We start from the raw sequence: 17279 nt of genomic DNA, 5'->3' as shown, positions 1-17279 counted from the left end.
ATCTGTCGGCGAAAAGTCTTATCGATCGATTGGCATGATTTGATAGGAAGGCAGCTCTATGCGCATCGTCATGGTTGGCTCGGGTTATGTCGGGCTTGTGTCTGGGGCATGTTTTGCCGATTTCGGTCACAAGGTGATCTGCGTCGACAAGGCAGAAGAGAAGATCGAGGCGCTGAGGCAAGGCATCATCCCGATTTTCGAGCCGGGCCTCGATGCGCTGGTCGAAACCAACGTCAAGGCAGGTCGCCTCTCCTTCACGACCGAGCTTGCGCCGGCTGTTGCCGAAGCTGATGTCGTGTTCATCGCTGTCGGCACTCCTTCCCGTCGTGGCGACGGCCATGCCGATCTTGGTTATGTCTATGCCGCTTCGAAGGAAATCGCCGAGGCGATGAAAGGCTTTACGGTTGTCGTCACCAAATCGACCGTACCGGTCGGCACCGGCGACGAGGTTGAGCGGATCATTCGCGAGAGCAATCCAGAGGCCGATTTTGCTGTCGTCTCCAATCCGGAATTCCTGCGCGAAGGTGCAGCAATCGAAGACTTCAAGCGGCCGGACCGTATCGTCGTCGGTATTTCCGACGAGCGTGCCCGTCCGGTGATGAACGAAGTCTATCGGCCGCTTTACCTTAACCAGGCGCCGATCCTTTACACCAGCCGCCGCACGTCCGAACTGATCAAGTATGCAGCCAATGCCTTCCTCGCGATGAAGATCACCTTCATCAACGAGATTGCGGATCTGTGCGAGCGGGTTGGTGCGGATGTACAGGACGTCTCGCGCGGCATTGGTCTCGATGGCCGCATCGGTTCGAAATTCCTGCATGCGGGTCCCGGCTACGGCGGCTCCTGCTTTCCGAAGGATACGCTTGCTCTTGCCAAGACCGCGCAGGATTATGAAAGCCCGGTTCGCCTGATCGAGACGACGATTGCGATCAACGACAACCGCAAACGGGCCATGGGCCGCAAGGTGATTGCAGCCGCAGGCGGCGATGTGCGCGGCAAGAAGGTTGCGATCTTCGGCCTGACCTTCAAGCCAAATACAGACGACATGCGCGACAGTCCGGCGATTGCGATTGTCCAGACGCTGAAGGATGCCGGCGCGATCGTTGCCGGCTACGATCCGGAGGGCATGGACAACGCACGTCAGATGATGGAGATCGATTTCGCCACCGATCCTTACGAGGCGGCCGAAGGCGCGGATGTCGCGGTTCTGGTGACTGAATGGAACGAGTTCCGGGCGCTCGATCTTGACCGGCTGAAAACGATCATGGCGACACCGGTGTTCGTCGACCTGCGCAATGTCTATCGCGCTCATGAGGTCGAGCCGCATGGGTTTACCTATCACAGCATAGGCAAGAATAGCGGCTGAGAAGGCCCATATCGGCCGAAATTATAACGGACAGAATGCGGTTTCCTGAAATTGTCGGCATTTTCGTTGGCGATTGCTAACCATTTCGGTTCACGTCGCGCAAACTTTCAAATGGCACATTGAGCCTTCATTCAAGAGGTTCAGATGTCATCTCGTCTTCGCAATATGATCGTGGTGTTCGCCGTCTCGATTCTGATGTGGGCGGGCATGCTGCATGGAACTCTGGCGCTTTATGCCGGCCTGACCGGCGCGTCGACTGATGGCATGACGACCGCGAGCGTCCGCTAGGAGTTCTCAGCCTAAAAACCTTGGGCGCTCGGGCGAGCGAAAACACCGGGCGAGAAATCCCGCCCGGCGCTAATCTTATGATCAAACCAGATCGAAACGGTCTGCGTTCATGACCTTGACCCAAGCGGTCACGAAGTCTCTGACGAACTTCTCCTTTGCGTCCGACTGGGCGTAGACTTCCGCGATAGCGCGGAGCTGCGAATGCGAGCCGAAGATGAGATCGACGCGCGTGCCGGTCCATTTCAGTTCGTTCGAATGACGATCGCGCCCTTCGTAAACGCCGGTCTCGCCAGCCTTGGGTGTCCAAACCGTCCCCATATCCAAAAGATTGACGAAGAAATCATTCGTCAGTGCTTCCGGCTTGTCGGTCAAGACCCCGTGGCTTGGTGCACCGGCATTCAATACGCGCAGACCACCGAGCAGAACGGTCATCTGCGGCGCTGTCAGGGTCAGCAACTGCGCCCGGTCGACGAGAGCTTCTTCAGCCTTGAGGAACTGAGTGCGCCCGGTGTTGACGTAGTTGCGGAACGCGTCAGCACGCGGCTCCAATGCGGCAAAGGACGCAACGTCGGTCTGCTCCTGCGAGGCATCCGCGCGACCAGGCGTGACCGGAACGACGATGCTGTGGCCTGCTGCCTTGGCGGCCTTTTCCACACCGGCGGCACCAGCCAGCACGATCAGGTCAGCCATCGAGATCTTCTTGCCCGCCGTATTGGCGGCATTGAAGCTCTGCTGGATGCCTTCGAGCACGCCAAGCACCTTGGCGAGCTGTGCCGGCTGGTTGGCTTCCCAGTTCCTCTGCGGCTCCAGACGGATACGGGCACCATTGGCACCACCACGCTTGTCCGAGCCGCGGAAGCTCGAGGCAGAGGCCCAGGCGGTCGAGACCAGTTCCTGGACGGAAAGGCCGGTCTCCAGGACCTTTTCCTTCAGGCTGGCGATATCGGCATCATCGACCAGCGGATGGTCGATCACCGGAATGACATCCTGCCAGATCAGGTCTTCGGCTGGAACCTCAGGGCCGAGATAGCGAACCTTCGGGCCCATGTCGCGATGGGTCAGCTTGAACCAGGCGCGGGCAAAAGCGTCAGCGAACTCGGCCGGATTTTCGAGAAAACGGCGCGAGATCTTTTCGTAGATCGGGTCGAAGCGCAGCGCGAGGTCAGAGGTCAGCATGGTCGGGCGATGCTTCTTTGCGCCGTCGAATGCATCCGGCACGGAGGCATCCGCATCCTTGGCCACCCACTGATGGGCGCCGGCCGGGCTCTTGGTCAGCTCCCATTCGAAACCAAAGAGGTTTTCGAAGAAGTAGTTGCTCCATTGCGTCGGGGTCTGCGACCAGGTGACTTCCAGGCCGCTGCCGATCGTATCCGTGCCAACACCGCTGTTGAACTTGCTGGACCAGCCCAACCCTTGCGCTTCCAGTTCGCCGCCTTCCGGATCGATCCCGACGAAGGACGCATCACCTGCGCCATGAGTCTTGCCGAATGTGTGGCCGCCGGCGATCAGGGCTACCGTTTCTTCGTCATTCATCGCCATGCGGGCGAAGGTATCGCGGATGTCGCGGGCAGAGGCGAGCGGATCGGGATTGCCGTTCGGGCCTTCCGGATTGACATAGATAAGGCCCATCTGCACTGCACCGAGCGGTTCGGCAAGCTCACGTTCGCCGCTATAACGCTCGTCGCCCAACCAGGTGCCTTCAGGCCCCCAATAAAGCTCTTCCGGCTCCCAAACGTCTGCACGGCCGCCGGCAAAACCGAAGGTCTTGAAGCCCATCGATTCCAGCGCGACATTGCCGGTCAGGATCATCAGGTCGGCCCAAGATATGCTGTTGCCGTATTTCTGCTTGATCGGCCACAGGAGGCGGCGAGCCTTGTCGAGGTTGACGTTATCGGGCCAGCTGTTGAGCGGTGCAAAACGCTGCTGCCCCATGCCGGCGCCACCTCGGCCATCGGTGATGCGATAGGTGCCGGCCGAGTGCCAAGCCATGCGAATGAACAGGCCGCCGTAGTGACCAAAGTCGGCCGGCCACCAGTCCTGGCTATCGGTCATCAGCGCGTGGAGATCCTGTTTCAGCGCGACAAGATCAAGTTTCTTGAACTCTTCGGCATAATCGAAGGACTTGCCCATCGGATCGGAAAGCGGGGAATGGGTGTGAAGGATCTGTACGTTCAGATGGCTGGGCCACCAGTCACGGTTCGAACGTCCACGCGGCGTGCCGCCGTGGGCGACGGGACACTTACCACTGTTTTCGCTAGACTTGGCATCCATGACGATCTCCTTCCGGTCATTGTTATATCTTGGCGAAGGACGGGATCGAGTGAGATCGCCCTCGCGCTCCATTGTGTTGCATGAGGTTAAGCTGGTGCAGATCCTCTCTTCGGCAAATCAAATAAACGGATTTACCGATAGTTTTAAGTTGGATTTAAATATAATATCGATAGGAAAAAGATATCGAAATAAAGGATTGCCGATATGCGAGAGGGATGCGTGGCGCACTTTGAACTTACTGAAATTCAATGATATAAGTATGGCGAGGAGATTTTCGTGGCAAACGTCTCAGCCGCGTCGGATCCGAACCCGCAAATTCACCCCGAGCCATGGATCCAATGGCCCCTCGTCCTTACTCCCGGATGGCCGCTTCACCACCTAGACCGGCGAAACGCTGGCCCCTGATCGTGTTGATTCTTGCGGTTATCGGCGGGGTTGCCGCAACCGTGTTGTTTGCCAACGATCAACGAAACCTCAAGACGCTTTCTCTGTTTCTCGGCATTCCCCTTCCGGTACCGGCAACAAGCGTAGCGACGGTATCAACCTCGAGTGAGGTGGCGAGGATTTCGAAACCCATCTCCCGGTGGCCTTGGCCCGGGTTCACCATCGCGCCCGGCCTTATCGAGGCCAACCCTACCCCGGCGGATATGTGCAGCAGACAGGCGGCAGGCGCGCAGGAAATACCGGCTTTTGCCGAATCGGAGCAACGCGGCTGGGAGTGTTCGATGCTGCGGGATGGTCTCGGAGCGAACCGCTCTGCCTCACTTTTCCTGCAGGCCCGTGGCCTTATTCATGAACCAGCAGATAATATCCGCGTGAAGTTCAATCTCGCCAGTGGCGAACTGGATGGCGAGCTTGCGACGCAGGCTCTCGCCTTTTTCCATCTGGCTGCCGCCATGCCGCGCGACCCGGCTCTTTCCGAAACACTGACGAAAATGCTCACGACCCAGGCGGACTTCTACTTCTACGCAGGCTATCAAGGTCTGACGTTTCGACAGGAACTCGGCAACCCTGGTCGATATAATCTGATCGGCACAGACCGGACATCGAAAATCCCGGCGGATCATCCAAGACTTTGGCCGACAAAACAAGAAACGGGCATGCCCAAACAGGCAACGAAGACGGCAAGGGTCCCGCGTCTCTTAACCCTGCCTGCAGTAAACGATTGAAGACAGCCTGATTTGCGAATATCGACAGTATGTTAACCCTCCTTTAGGGGCGGGTTCCCATTGTCTATGGGACTTACCTGTCTGTGATTGGCGGCACTAAATGCGCAAACTTATTGGCTGGATGAAGGGGCGCCCGATGGGCCAGCCTTCTCCGCCTTCCCGACGCCGGATAGATCTGGGTGACGAACCCGCAAGCTATCCGATCTACGCGATCGGCGATGTGCATGGCTGTCTGAAAGAACTCCAGGAAGCCGAAGCCCGCATCGCAGCAGACATAGCCAGAACGGGCCGTCCCGGCCTGATCGTATTGCTTGGTGACTATGTGGACCGTGGACCAAGCTCCTATCAGGTGATCGAACATCTACAGAAACCCAGTGATCTGGGCCTGCGCAGGCTTGCGCTCTGCGGCAATCACGATGACATTTTCAGCAAGTTCATCGAAGAACCCGAGCTTTATACCGACTGGCTCAGCCTTGGCGGCGAACAGACTTTAATCTCCTACGGTATCGATATCCATCACCTTACCGCCAGAAGAAAAGGGCGATTGGCCGATCTTAAAGGGGTACTTGCCGAGGCCATTCCGGCAAACCACAGACAGTTCCTGGCCAACCTGCCCATTTGCCTGAAGATTGGCAATATCGTTTTCGTCCATGCGGGTCTGCGGCCAAGAGTGGCAATGGACAAACAGAGTGACGAAGACCTGATGTGGATCCGGGAACCGTTTCTGAGCCAAGGCCCGGGTCAGCCGTTGCTGATCGTTCACGGACACACGCCGCAACCGACGCCGGATATCGGCATGGGCCGCATCGGCATCGACACGGGCGCCTATTACTCGGGCAAACTGACCGTGCTCAAAATCGATGGCAGCCAAAAGGCTTTCGTCTGAGGGTGACGGCTCTTTGTCCTATCTGCCCAATCTCAGCCGATACCAGATCTCGACAAATGGTTTTGCGAGAGGACCAAACAGGGCAAGCGCTGAGATCGACGCCGTGAAATAAACATGAGCACTGCGTCGGTCGATGCCGGAAACGAGTCTTTCCGCAATCTCTTGCGCTTGTCTCGGCTTGATACGACCCATCAGCAACTCAGCCTCCTTCGGCCGGCTTTCAAGCTCACGGGAAAGCTGAGGCGTGTCGGTATCGGGAGGGAAACAGACGCCGACCGTTATACCCTTTGGCATTGCTTCCAGTCTGAGGGAATCCGCAAACCCCACCAGGGCTGATTTTGAGCTGCAATAGGCGGCGTAGGCAGGGATGCCGATAAAGGCAGCAGCTGAGGAAACGATCATAATGCGCCCTGCCCCGCGGCTTCTCATGCCCGCATAAACGGCCCTCACGGCGTTGACCACCCCCACGAAGTTGGTCTGCCATTGGCTCTCGAACAGTTCAGGCGCCTGCTCGTGGAACCAGCCCGGCTCCACCACGCCGGCCGAGGCGACAAGAATATCGCATGGCCCATTGGCTGCCTCGCAGGCCATGATTGCAGACGACATCTCAGTGCAGACAGCTGCGTCGCCGGCCGCGAAAAAGACCTTTGCCCTTCCCCCGGAAGATTTCTCTATCTCGCTGCGAGCCGTTTCCAGGCGATCGAGGTTGCGGGCGATCAATGAAACGGACGCACCACGCCGGGCGTATACCTTCGCAACTTCAAGTCCGATGCCGCTCGATCCCCCGGTTACGACGACATGCATGGCCGTGCCCCCGAAGTCAGCTGTTGGGCGATTGAAGCAGTGGTGAAAGCTGCATCATCTGCTCCATGTTCAGCGATGCCAGACCGAAATTACGTTCCTGCAAGGCCTTCAGCCGACGCGCAGTTGCTTCAACGGCGTGTCTAATCTGATCGTCAGTGTGGTTGCAGGTAATGAAGAAACGCAGGCGCGCCTGCCCCTCCGGTACAGCCGGATGGATGATTGGCAGTGCGTTGACGCCATCTTCCAGAAGCTCGTTAGACAACTGCACTGCCCTAAGCGAGTCGCCCACGAGAACCGGAACAACCGAAAATCCGACGCTGAGACCTGTGTCGAGGCCAGCCTTCCTGGCTTCTTGCAGAAACAGCGCGCCGTTGCGGTGAAGCTTTTCAGTCCGTTCCGGCTCGCTGCGCAGAATGTCGAGACCAGCCTTTGCTGCTGCTGCCAGGACAGGTGCGAGCCCGACGCTGTAGACGAATCCGCCTGCCTCGGCCTTGAGGATATCCGCAAGTGCCTGCGAGCCGGCAATATAGCCGCCGCAGCTGGACGTCGTCTTGGACAGCGTTCCCATCCAGATATCGACTTCCTGCGGATCGACGTCGAAATGCTCGAACGTGCCCCTGCCCGTCTTGCCCAGAACGCCTAGCGCATGGGCCTCGTCGACCATCAGCCAGAAACCGTAACGACTGCGCAATTCCAACAGTCTAGGCAGGTCGGCAATATCGCCGTCCATCGAATAGACGCCCTCGACGATGACGAGGACCCGGCGGAACTCCGACGACAGCGTCTTCAGCACGGTTTCGAGATTATCGACATCGTTGTGACGGAAGAGCCGGCGCGTCGCGCCCGACTGCTTGATCCCTGCAAGCGCACTATTATGGATGAACTCATCATGGACGACGAGATCCTGCGGGCCAACGATGCAGCTGATGGCTGCAACATTGGTCAGATAGCCGCTGACGAAGCAAACTGCCGCCTCGACGCCATAAACCTCGGCCAGGGTTGCCTCAAGTTCTGTGTGGACGGGACGCTCGCCGGCCACGAGACGGCTGGCGGAAGCGGAAATGCCGTAACGATCGATCGCTTCCTTGGCTCGGCTTGTAACCTTCGGATCCGTATTCGTCCCGAGATAGTCGTAAGAGGCGAAGTTGGCAAAGTTCCTGCCAGCCATGACGGTGGTGGCACCAGCCGCCACGTCGTGGGAGCGATAGAACGGGTTGTCCACCCCGATCACTTCTCCGACCTTCCGTTGGGTCAATACCCGCTGGTATTCGGGAAGCTGATCGAATTTCAGGTTCTGGCGAAGCGGAGCCTGTGGTTGACGGTTCAGGCGCGCTTCGCGATTGCGGCCGGACACTTCACTGGTCTGCCGCATTTTTTCCAGAAAACCAAGCTTCGCGCCCCCCACGGGAGGCACTGTCGTTTCCGGCTTGTCTTTCTCTGTCACTGAGCAGCTGCTTTCTGGCTTTGGGTCGAGTGGCTCTTGACCAGACGGTCGAGCACCTCGTCCTGCGGAGCCTCCTCCTCCCCGCCACTACGTTTCGAAACCCTTTCGCGAAGGCGCGTGACCACGTCACTCACCGTCGTATCCTCACCAACACCGCTCAAGGGAATATCAAATCCGGTCTTCTGCTGGAAGCTCATACCGAGTTCCATCGCCATCAGGCTGTCGAGGCCGACATCCTTGAGGACCTTTTCCGGCGTGATACTGTCTTCGGTGACACGAAGGATCGCGGCGATCTCGGCAGCCACGATCTTGTGCAGGATAGACTGAGCCTCATCGGCGGACTTGCCGTAGATCAGCGCTTCGAGATCTATCTGATCGCCATCGGCAGATGATTGCGCATTGCCAGCGGCCCGCATTGCGGTCTCGAACACGCTTGCCGTCGCGATCGGCAGCATGCGGACTGCGTTCCAGTCCACTTCGGCGATCATTACCGCCGCACCATCGATGCTCCCAGTCTCGCTCACCAGATAGTTCTCGACCTGCTCGAGCGCATCGCGCGCCTTCATTGCGGTCTTGCCTATCCTCTTCGAAAGAAGCTCGTTGACCTCGGCGTTGCGAGCGAGGAAACCCGTATCGGCAATCGCACCGAAACCGACGGCCAGAGCCGGACGGCCGGCCGCGCGGCGCATGCGTGCAAGCCCTTCGAGGTAGCCGTTGGCGATAACATAGTTGGCCTGTCCGGGGTTACCGAGCATGGTCGTGGCAGACGAGAACAACAGGAAAAGCTCAAGATCATCGTCACGGGTCAGCTTGTCCAGCAGTTCAGCACCGCGAACCTTGACGTCCACAACCGGTCGATTGCGGTCATCGGTCAGGTTCGACAGCAAGGCATCGTCCAGCACCATGGCGGCGTGGATGATACCCTTGATCGGAGCCGCGGCGCGCAATTCGGACAGAAGAGCGGAGAGAGCCTGCTCGTTGGTGATGTCGCAGGCATGCAGCGTTGCGACGACGCCGAGGGCAGCCCACTTCTCAATCGCCTTGATCGTCGCCTCATCGGCGATACCACGGCGGGAGCAGAGCGCAATGCGGCGCGCGCCCCTGTTGACGAGCCAGTCGGCTGCAACGAGGCCGAAACCACCGATGCCACCAGCAACGAGAAAGCCACCCTCGCCACTGAAGCGCAATGTCCGGTCGCTGGCGACAACCACCCGATCCTTGCCACGAACTGGCGGACGAATGACGATCTTGCCGATCTGGCCGGCATTCTGCATCAGCCGGAAGGCACTGCCGATCTCGTCGTAACCGAAGGCACGATAAGGCAGAGGCACAAGTTCGCCGCTCTGGAACAGTTCACCGATCTCGGCGAAGATCCGCTTGGTGATCTTCGGCAGATTGACCAAAAGCTGATCGGCGTCGATGCCGAAATAACTTATGTTGCGGCGGAACGGACGCAGGCCGATCTTGCGGTCGGAATAATAATCGCGCTTGCCGAGTTCAAGGAAGCGGCCGAAGGGTTTTACCAGCTCGAGGCTTCGCTCCATCGCTTCGGAGAAGAGCGAGTTCAAGACTAGATCGACACCTTCGCCATTTGTGACCGCACGAACGCGAGATACGAAATCCAGCGAGCGGCTGTCGAAGATATGATCTGCGCCGAGCGCTTCAAGAAAGCGGCGTTTTTCGACCGTACCGGCCGTGGCGATGACCTTTGCACCTTTCAGCTTAGCGATCTGCAGAGCGGCAAGACCGACACCGCCAGCGGCACCGTGAATGAGGATCGTCTCGCCCGGTTCGATATGGCCGAGCTGAACCATGGCATAATAGGCTGTCAGGAACGCGACCGGTACAGTTGCGGCGGCGGCAAAATCGAGCCTATCCGGGAATTTCGTAACCCCATCGCGGCGGACACGAACATGGGTCGAGAAAGCGGCCGGGCCGATGCCCATTACGCGATCGCCAGGCTTCAAGTCCGCGACGGCTGAGCCGACGCGCTCGACGCGACCGGCCATTTCCATCCCGATCGTCGCTCCGGCAAAACCGTCTTCAAGCGCTTCTTCAGGCAACAGACCCATGGACCACATGACATCTCGGAAGTTGAGACCAGCAGCCTCAACAGCGATGATGACCCCGTCCGCACCGGGTTCCTGAAGCGCACAGCTTTGCCAGATGATGCTATCGACGCGACCGCTGGTGAGCTGGTGGATGGTCGCAGCCTCGAAATCGGACGTGGTTCCATCGCGGCCAGCGGACGGGCCGGAGGCCGCGCGGATTTCCAGGAGGCCATGTTCGCCCAGAAGCCACTCGCGATTGGCGCTTGTGAGCGTGGCGATCCGATCAACAAGGGCAACCGCTTCATCGCCTTCGGCATCGATCATGTGAATGTCGACGGCATCATACTCGTTCTGCAGAACACGGGCGAATGTCCACAAACCGGCGTTAGCCGCATCACTGTTTTCTCCCGCAAGCGGAGAGCCACCCGGTGCCAGCACGATAAGCCGTGGCCTGCCCGTCGAACCATTTGCCTGCCGCGTCATCCCCTCGGCAAGAGCCTTGAAGCGCGACAGTCTTGCAATCTCAAGTGCCGAAACGGCCTGTTCGATGCCGCGATCGGCAAGATAAACGATGCAAACGGGTGATTTCGAGTCTTCCGGCACCAGTTCCAGCGCACGTTCAGCCTCGGTCGCCTGAACGATAGCGGCATCGACAAAGGAAGACGCCAGCATCTGTTCGGATGCCTGTTCGGCAACAACGATCAGCCTGCCCCTATCCGCTTCCGTCAGCACAGCCTCGGTTTTGGCGCGGGATTGGGCAATGGCGAGCACAAGAGCCCCCTCGTCCAGCTGCATATCCTTCACCGACGCAGCCTCAAAGCCGAGATCAGACAGAAGTGTCTCGACCTGCGCTGCGGTGGCAAGTTGACCAACGGGGAAATCCGCAGACTGACTTGCCGCGAACCATCCGTCCGACAACCCGAATGCGAAGTCGTTGAACGCCGAGGGAGCGCGATCGGCGAAAACGATCGCTGCTCCTTTTGCTGCAGCGGAACGAAGAGCCTGGCGAACATCTTCGTCACCGGTCAGCATAAGCTGGCTGGACAAGCCGCCTGCAACGATCAGATCAACACGCTCGAGGCTGGCAAGAGCCCGGGGTTCAACAACGGAAACATGCACATTCCGCTCGAACGCCAGTTCCAGCATGCGACGCGCATTTTCCTTCGGCTCCGCGATCACCAGCGTCGCGCCGATGGATGCCGCCAGACCGGCAAGCCGTGTGCAGGCAGACTGGCTGGTTGTGCCGAGTTCTACGATAAAACGGATTTCTCCGGAGTTTTCGTCACAGAAACGTTGCGTCAGATCGAAGCCGGTTTCGGCACGGCGGTGACCTAGCGGAGAGTGAACGAGAACATGGTCCAGCGTTGCTTCGCTGACATTGTGCGCATTTTCGTCTTCAGCATCGACTGATTTTCCGGACAGGGAAAGACGTTCGAGCGCATCACGGTAGACGTCGTTGACCAGAACGACCTCAGCGACACGCGAAGAGTCCTCCCGGTAGATTTCCTGGATCAGTTCTTCGATGCTCGGGAAAGAGAACTCCCTGGGCACCGTCCAGCCTTCTCCGGAGGAGACCGCGATACCCGCATCCTCCAATGTGAACAGGCAGGATGTCAGGAATGCACGGAAATCCGTGTCTCCCGGCAAAGTGGCAGAAAGGAGCGTCCCATTGTCACCAGCGAGCGACAAGGCAATCTCGTGGCATGCCCGATAGATGGCTGCATCGATCATCAACGATGCATTGTCCTTCGCATCCGAGGATGCAAAATCGGTCAGGGCCGGCAATTTTGTAGCTGGCGGTTCGGATATTGCAAGAAGCGCACTCGGGACGGCGTCGAAGTGGAAAGCCACCGTATCCAAAGTATGATGGCGACGCAGAGACGTGCGGCGGAAACGGCAATCCGAGAGGATGGCAATCTGTTGACCGGCAGCATCGAACAAGCGGAAATTCACCTTGATCGAGAAGCTGCTGAACCGTTCGATCTCTATCCTTGCCCTGGCAATCGCTCGCCCCTTGCCCGTGACCCGGATCGAGCCGAAGCGAACCGGAATATAGGGAGAGCCAGTCTCCGTGCCGGAAAGCCGGTCAAACAGTGCAACAAGACCATGGAAGGCAGCATCGACAGAGAACGGATTGAGGTTGTAGCCGATATATGGATGCGCAGGTTCCGCTGCTTCTCTGAGTTCAACGTCGACAACGTTATCGCCCAAAGCCACAGCTCTCGACAGAAGCTGGAAGCGAGGCCCATATTGCAGGCCGAAGCGTTCGGCTGTTTCATAAACCTGAACAGACGAGAGGCTATCACCGCCTTCGGCAGATGTCGCGATTTCAACCTGATGGATTTCTTCATCCACCGGCCGCCGACAACGGCCGACGGCATGAATGGTCCAGTCATCACTGCTCAACCGTTCGCGGGAGCGGATCTCGATATTGCCGGTTTCCGGAGAAAGAAGCGTCGAAAGCTCCAGCATCCGATCTGGGCGTAGCTCCAATGGCCGAACGATTTCCATATTGGAAACCTCGACCTCGTCGGTGCCGAAATGGGCTTGGGCAGCGGTGACCGCAATCTCCAGGAACCCGGCCCCCGGAAGGATCGCGCGGCCATCGACCACATGTTCCGCCAGATCCGGGAAGAGCAAGGCGTCGACATGGTTCTTCCAATGCGAACCGTTCGGATCATTCCGCCAGCCGAGCAGCGTGTAGCTGTTCTTGAAATCCCGACCGAACATATCGATCTCATCCGTCGTGGCCGGCACTTTCAACTCGGTCGGTTCGAATGGCAACGGCGGCAGATCGATGACGGGGCTGCGTTTTCCCGAATGTCTGGATTGTGCAGGAACCGCGCCGTGGGCGATGGCGCGGGCGAACGCGCGAGCGATCGGATCCCTCCCCTCGACAAGCGTTTCGCGCTGAAGCGAACCGATTACCGTGGCTGGCTGAGCCTTGCTCTTGGCAATTTCCGAGACGTAGTTCGACAGGATCGTGCGCGGCGAAATCTCGATAAACAGATTGCAGCCAAGATCGAGCGCAGCTTCTGTCGCCGAGCGGAAAAGCACAGGCTCGCGCACGTTGTGCCACCAGTATTCAGCATCAAGGCTGCGCCCGTCAAAGATCCCGCCGGTCACGGTGGAAATGAATGTACAAGCAGCAGCCTGAGGCTCGATCGCCGGCAGTTCCGAAAGGAAACCGTCACGGGCGCTGTCGATGATCGGATGATGGAAGGGATAATTGATGTCGAGAATATGGACGACAGTCTGCGTCTTGCGAGCAGCATCCCGGAAAGCCTGTATTTCCGCAGCCGGCCCAGAAATCGTGACAGAATTCGGCGCGTTTACCGCCGCCACATGAATGTCGTCCAGCCCGTGATTTCTGGCGAAGACCACGGCAGCCTCTTCGCTCATTACGGCTGCAGCCATCTTGCCCTGCCCGGCAAACAGATGCTGTGAGTGCGAACGTTTGGAGACGATCGCAACGGCTTCGGCAGCGGTCAATGCCTTGGAAGCATAAGCTGCAGCAATCTCGCCGACGGAGTGACCGAACACAACATCGGGCCTGATGCCGTAGGCACTGAGGCTGTCCGAAAGCGAAGCCTGCACGGCAAACAGCAGCGGCTGCGCAATCGTCGCATCAGCCAAACGGGCCCCGAGATTGTCCGCGACGATGAGGTCCGTCAGCTTTTCACCGAGGTGGTATTCGAACAACGCGCTGAAGGATTGGAAATACTGGCGGAAATGAGGGTTTGCGCGGTAGGCTTCTACCCCCATCCCGGCCCATTGCGCACCATTTCCGGAAAACACGAAGGCTATTTTGCCAAGCAGGGACGGAGCTTCGCCACGTTCCCCATCGGAAGCATCGCCGGCAAGATGCGTCTTGATCGCATCGAGAACGCCGCGCTCGCCTCGAGTATCGACTGCAAACCGATATTTCAACGCATCACGGTTCGTCGTCGTCGCGGCGATGATGCGGCGTGCTTTTTCGGGCGTAGCGGCGGAAAGATGTGCTTGGTAATCCTTTAACAGGCTTTCGAGCGCACCTGCGCTGTGCGCGCTCGCCAAGAACAGGAGATTGTCGCCCTTGGCCGGTGAGTCCGCCTGTGTTGCCGGCTCTGGATCGCCGATAACGACGTGCGCATTGGTGCCGCCGAAACCGAAGGAGTTGATGCCCACAAGTCGCGCTTCTTTTGCCGGAAGCAATTTGATGGCAGATGTATTGACCCTTACGTTGAGTGCATCGAAATCGATGTCCTCATTCGCCGTTTCAATATGCAGCGTCGCAGGAAGATAATCGTTCTCCAGAGCCAGCATGGCCTTGAACAGACCAAACAAACCGGAAACCGGCTCGGTGTGACCGATATTGGACTTGATCGAGCCGATCGGAAGCGGAGCGCGGCGTTTCTGGCCGATGACATTACCGATTGCCCAGACTTCGGCGGGATCGCCGACGCGCGTTCCGGTTCCGTGACCTTCGATGAAGGCGACGCGGTTCACGTCAATGCCGTGGCCCTTGTAGATGGAACTGAGCAGGTCGGCCTGCGCCTCGCGCGACGGAAGACTGATGCCGTTGGTGCGGCCGGAAGAATTGACGCCGGTCGCGTGGATTCTGGCATAACTGCGATCATGCTGCTGACGCGCGACATCGCTGCGGCGAAGAACGACTACAGCGCCGCCCTCAGCACGCACATAACCCTGGCCGTTGGTGTCGTAAGCACGGCAGAGACCTTCCGGCGAAAGCATGCGCGCCTGAGCGAAGCCGACGAAGGAAAGCGGATGGACGAGAAGGTTGACGCCACCGACAATTGCAGTGTCGATATCGCCACGCTCCAGCGCACGCGTCGCCTGGTCCAACGCGACCAGTGAGGAGGAGCACGCCGTATCGATCGTCATGCTTGGGCCGTTCAAGCCAAAGACGTGAGAGATGCGGTTGGAGACAATCGAAAGCGTATTGCCCGTCATGAAATACGGGCTGCCTGAAGCCGGATCTTCGGCCGAAAGGTTACCGCTGTCGAGGCTTGAGGCCCCGATATAGACCCCAACCTTTTGCTTCGAGAGCGTGCTTACCGGCAGGTTGGCATCCTCAAGTGCCTTCCAAACAAGCGTCAGCAGGATGCGTTGCTGAGGATCCATCTGCATGGCCTCACGCTGCGAAAGACCGAAGACAGCGGGATCGAAATCATAGACCGCGTCGATGACACCGGCTGCAAAGGTATAGGTCTTCCCGGGTGTCCCTTGAGTAGGATGCCAGAAACGAGCCAGTTCCCACCGATCGGCTGGGATTTGCGTGACGGTGCAACGACCGGTTCGGAGAACTTGCTGCAACTCTTCGATGGAGCTGGCACCGGGCGCAACGCAGGCTCGGCCAATTACTTCTATCGTCATCGTCACTCTTACGTTAGTCATAGCTATAATAGCTACTGCAGATTAAGCCGACACCGACTTTAACAACATACTTACCCGCGCTTGTCACCAAAAAAGCAGAACAAACCACTACTTCTAGGTGACAACACAAAGTTAAGCACAATCAAAAATCCAGTGCGGATGCGGCAGATCGCACCGTCAATCACTCAAATTATTTGAGATCGAGGCACCCTGGACGGCGATCCCCACTGGCGCGCCAATAACGCGAAGGAATTTCGTCAGGTCGACGGCCGGATGTCGTGATGCGTAAATCACGTCACGGCTTTTGACAGGGAAGGTCTGGCCGACAAGCATGCTGTCCGGATGGCTCATATCGAACCTGTAGACGATCGGATAACGCCCTTCCTTATCAGCCTGCATTCCCTTATGGGTGAGTTCGTCGAAACGGCGCTTACCCAGGAGACCAACGACCACTTCCGGATCCTCGTAGCGGAAAAGGAAAAAGCCCTTTGCATTGACAGTTTCGTCATTACCGCCGCGGCCGAGTGCTACTGCTTCCAGAAGGTTCAGATCGTTCGCACCGAAATCAATGCGAGAATTGCTTTTGACGGCACCGAGGAGCGTAAAGGTTCGAGGATCCTTGGTAACGAAAATCTGGTCACCGGGCTGAACGTAGATGTTCTCTGACGGATTCTCTACAATCGACTTCAGAAGCGCCGTGCCGGTTCGCTTGCCGCGTACGAGCGTCACGTAGGATTCGTATGGCTGTGATGTCGGGCCGCCCGCCTTGGCGATTACGTCGGTGATCTGCTCACCGCTCAGATTAAGCGAGATCTGCGCCGAACGATTTACCGCGCCGGCGACTGTTACCGAGCGGGATGGTGTGTCTCCCATAGCAATGATGACGTCGGGTTCGACAGCCTTGCTCTTCAGAGATGACAGAATTTGCTGGCGCGCCTCTTCAAGAGTGCGGCCGGCAAATCGCACGGTACCCACATATGGTATCGCGGCTGTGCCATCGGGCTGCACAACGATTTCAATTGGAGTCTGCTTTTGCTCACTGGTCGAGAACAGTCCGTCGGCACCGGCTTCGAAGATGGTGACCTTCAACTGGTCACCGATTCCGATGACAGCCCTGCCCGGACCTCCTCCGATACCGAATCGGCGCTTCAACGCCGTCGAAACATAATCCGAAACCAGTCTTGCAGTGTGATTGTCGACATCAACGATATCGAACACCGCTGCGTTAACGCGCCCGATGTCGGCCGGAGAACGGCCGGCATCCTCGTTGATCGCGGAGGCAAGAGGACCTTCACCAGGCACCGCCTGACATCCGGCCAAGGCGGCACAAATCACGATCGCAGTCACTCGAACCAAATCTCGATACTCCAGGTCAGGATCGTACGCGGCACAGAACTGCTTCCGCCCAATCCAGAATTTGACGTCCTTGAAAGCACACCGGACGACGAACGACAAGCTGCATGGCTCGGGCTTCCCGGAAAATAAAATCCGGTGCGGTTTTAAAGCCATAGTCACCAGCGAACTGATATTCAAAAGCGAAACTAAAAAAGTTGACTTAAATGCTTACTAATTAATGTGGTTAACGGCGCTTCCGAATTTGCGTGACTGATGTGAGGATGGCGCT

General features: G+C 58.1%; 9 protein-coding genes. 4 read left to right on the top strand and 5 right to left on the bottom strand.

Going from position 1 to position 17279, the window contains the following annotated elements; genetic code table 11:
• Positions 1–58: 58 nt before the first annotated feature.
• Together MRBLMR1_RS25010 and MRBLMR1_RS25005 are read left to right on the top strand one after the other, a co-directional pair.
• The gene (locus MRBLMR1_RS25010) at positions 59–1366 is read left to right on the top strand and encodes a UDP-glucose dehydrogenase family protein (protein WP_500066880.1); all 1308 of its coding nucleotides are present in this window, start codon (positions 59–61) and stop codon (positions 1364–1366) included.
• A gap of 144 nt (positions 1367–1510) precedes the next feature.
• On the top strand, positions 1511–1654 hold the full coding sequence (locus MRBLMR1_RS25005; RefSeq protein WP_183685031.1) for a hypothetical protein: 144 nt from the start codon (positions 1511–1513) through the stop codon (positions 1652–1654).
• Between the two features lie 81 nt (positions 1655–1735).
• Here the strand turns inward: MRBLMR1_RS25005 and katG are convergent, their stop codons facing one another.
• Positions 1736–3925: a catalase/peroxidase HPI gene (gene katG, locus MRBLMR1_RS25000; RefSeq protein ID WP_500066879.1), complete on the bottom strand. Its 2190-nt coding sequence runs from the start codon at positions 3923–3925 to the stop codon at positions 1736–1738.
• A 407-nt stretch (positions 3926–4332) separates the two neighbouring features.
• Between katG and MRBLMR1_RS24995 the strand changes: the two genes are divergently transcribed.
• Both MRBLMR1_RS24995 and MRBLMR1_RS24990 read left to right on the top strand, forming a co-directional pair.
• Complete coding sequence (locus MRBLMR1_RS24995; protein WP_404945267.1) at positions 4333–5094, top strand: DUF6030 family protein; 762 nt, start codon at positions 4333–4335, stop codon at positions 5092–5094.
• Between the two features lie 100 nt (positions 5095–5194).
• Positions 5195–5980 carry a metallophosphoesterase gene (locus MRBLMR1_RS24990; protein WP_500066878.1) on the top strand — a complete coding sequence of 262 codons (786 nt, stop codon included), beginning with the start codon at positions 5195–5197 and terminating at the stop codon, positions 5978–5980.
• Between the two features lie 18 nt (positions 5981–5998).
• Here MRBLMR1_RS24990 and MRBLMR1_RS24985 read toward each other — a convergent pair whose 3' ends face one another.
• The 4 genes from MRBLMR1_RS24985 to MRBLMR1_RS24970 form a co-directional block, all read right to left on the bottom strand.
• Positions 5999–6784, bottom strand: a complete 786-nt coding sequence (locus MRBLMR1_RS24985) for an SDR family oxidoreductase (protein ID WP_500066877.1) — start codon at positions 6782–6784, stop codon at positions 5999–6001.
• Positions 6785–6800: 16 nt separating this feature from the next.
• Positions 6801–8156 (bottom strand): aminotransferase class I/II-fold pyridoxal phosphate-dependent enzyme, encoded by a 1356-nt coding sequence (locus tag MRBLMR1_RS24980; RefSeq protein ID WP_500066919.1) that lies wholly within the window; start codon positions 8154–8156, stop codon positions 6801–6803.
• A 68-nt stretch (positions 8157–8224) separates the two neighbouring features.
• Positions 8225–15655, bottom strand: a complete 7431-nt coding sequence (locus MRBLMR1_RS24975) for a beta-ketoacyl synthase N-terminal-like domain-containing protein (RefSeq protein WP_500066876.1) — start codon at positions 15653–15655, stop codon at positions 8225–8227.
• Positions 15656–15832: 177 nt separating this feature from the next.
• Complete coding sequence (locus tag MRBLMR1_RS24970) at positions 15833–17011, bottom strand: polysaccharide biosynthesis/export family protein (protein ID WP_183827499.1); 1179 nt, start codon at positions 17009–17011, stop codon at positions 15833–15835.
• Positions 17012–17279 lie beyond the last annotated feature (268 nt).

Source organism: Neorhizobium sp. LMR1-1-1.1 (genome assembly GCF_040675795.1).
Lineage (GTDB): Bacteria > Pseudomonadota > Alphaproteobacteria > Rhizobiales > Rhizobiaceae > Neorhizobium > Neorhizobium cellulosilyticum.
Note: the sequence above shows the minus strand (reverse complement) of the source record. Positions and strands in the feature narration are given on the sequence as shown.

What these genes read in the sequence shown, in the direction of transcription:
- MRBLMR1_RS25010 (WP_500066880.1), top strand. Translation starts at nt 59, where the DNA reads ATGCGCATCGTCATGGTTGGCTCGGGTTATGTCGGGCTTGTGTCTGGG.
- MRBLMR1_RS25005 (WP_183685031.1), top strand. Translation starts at nt 1,511, where the DNA reads ATGTCATCTCGTCTTCGCAATATGATCGTGGTGTTCGCCGTCTCGATT.
- katG (WP_500066879.1), bottom strand. Translation starts at nt 3,925, where the DNA reads ATGGATGCCAAGTCTAGCGAAAACAGTGGTAAGTGTCCCGTCGCCCAC.
- MRBLMR1_RS24990 (WP_500066878.1), top strand. Translation starts at nt 5,195, where the DNA reads ATGCGCAAACTTATTGGCTGGATGAAGGGGCGCCCGATGGGCCAGCCT.
- MRBLMR1_RS24985 (WP_500066877.1), bottom strand. Translation starts at nt 6,784, where the DNA reads ATGCATGTCGTCGTAACCGGGGGATCGAGCGGCATCGGACTTGAAGTT.
- MRBLMR1_RS24980 (WP_500066919.1), bottom strand. Translation starts at nt 8,156, where the DNA reads ATGCGGCAGACCAGTGAAGTGTCCGGCCGCAATCGCGAAGCGCGCCTG.
- MRBLMR1_RS24975 (WP_500066876.1), bottom strand. Translation starts at nt 15,655, where the DNA reads ATGACGATAGAAGTAATTGGCCGAGCCTGCGTTGCGCCCGGTGCCAGC.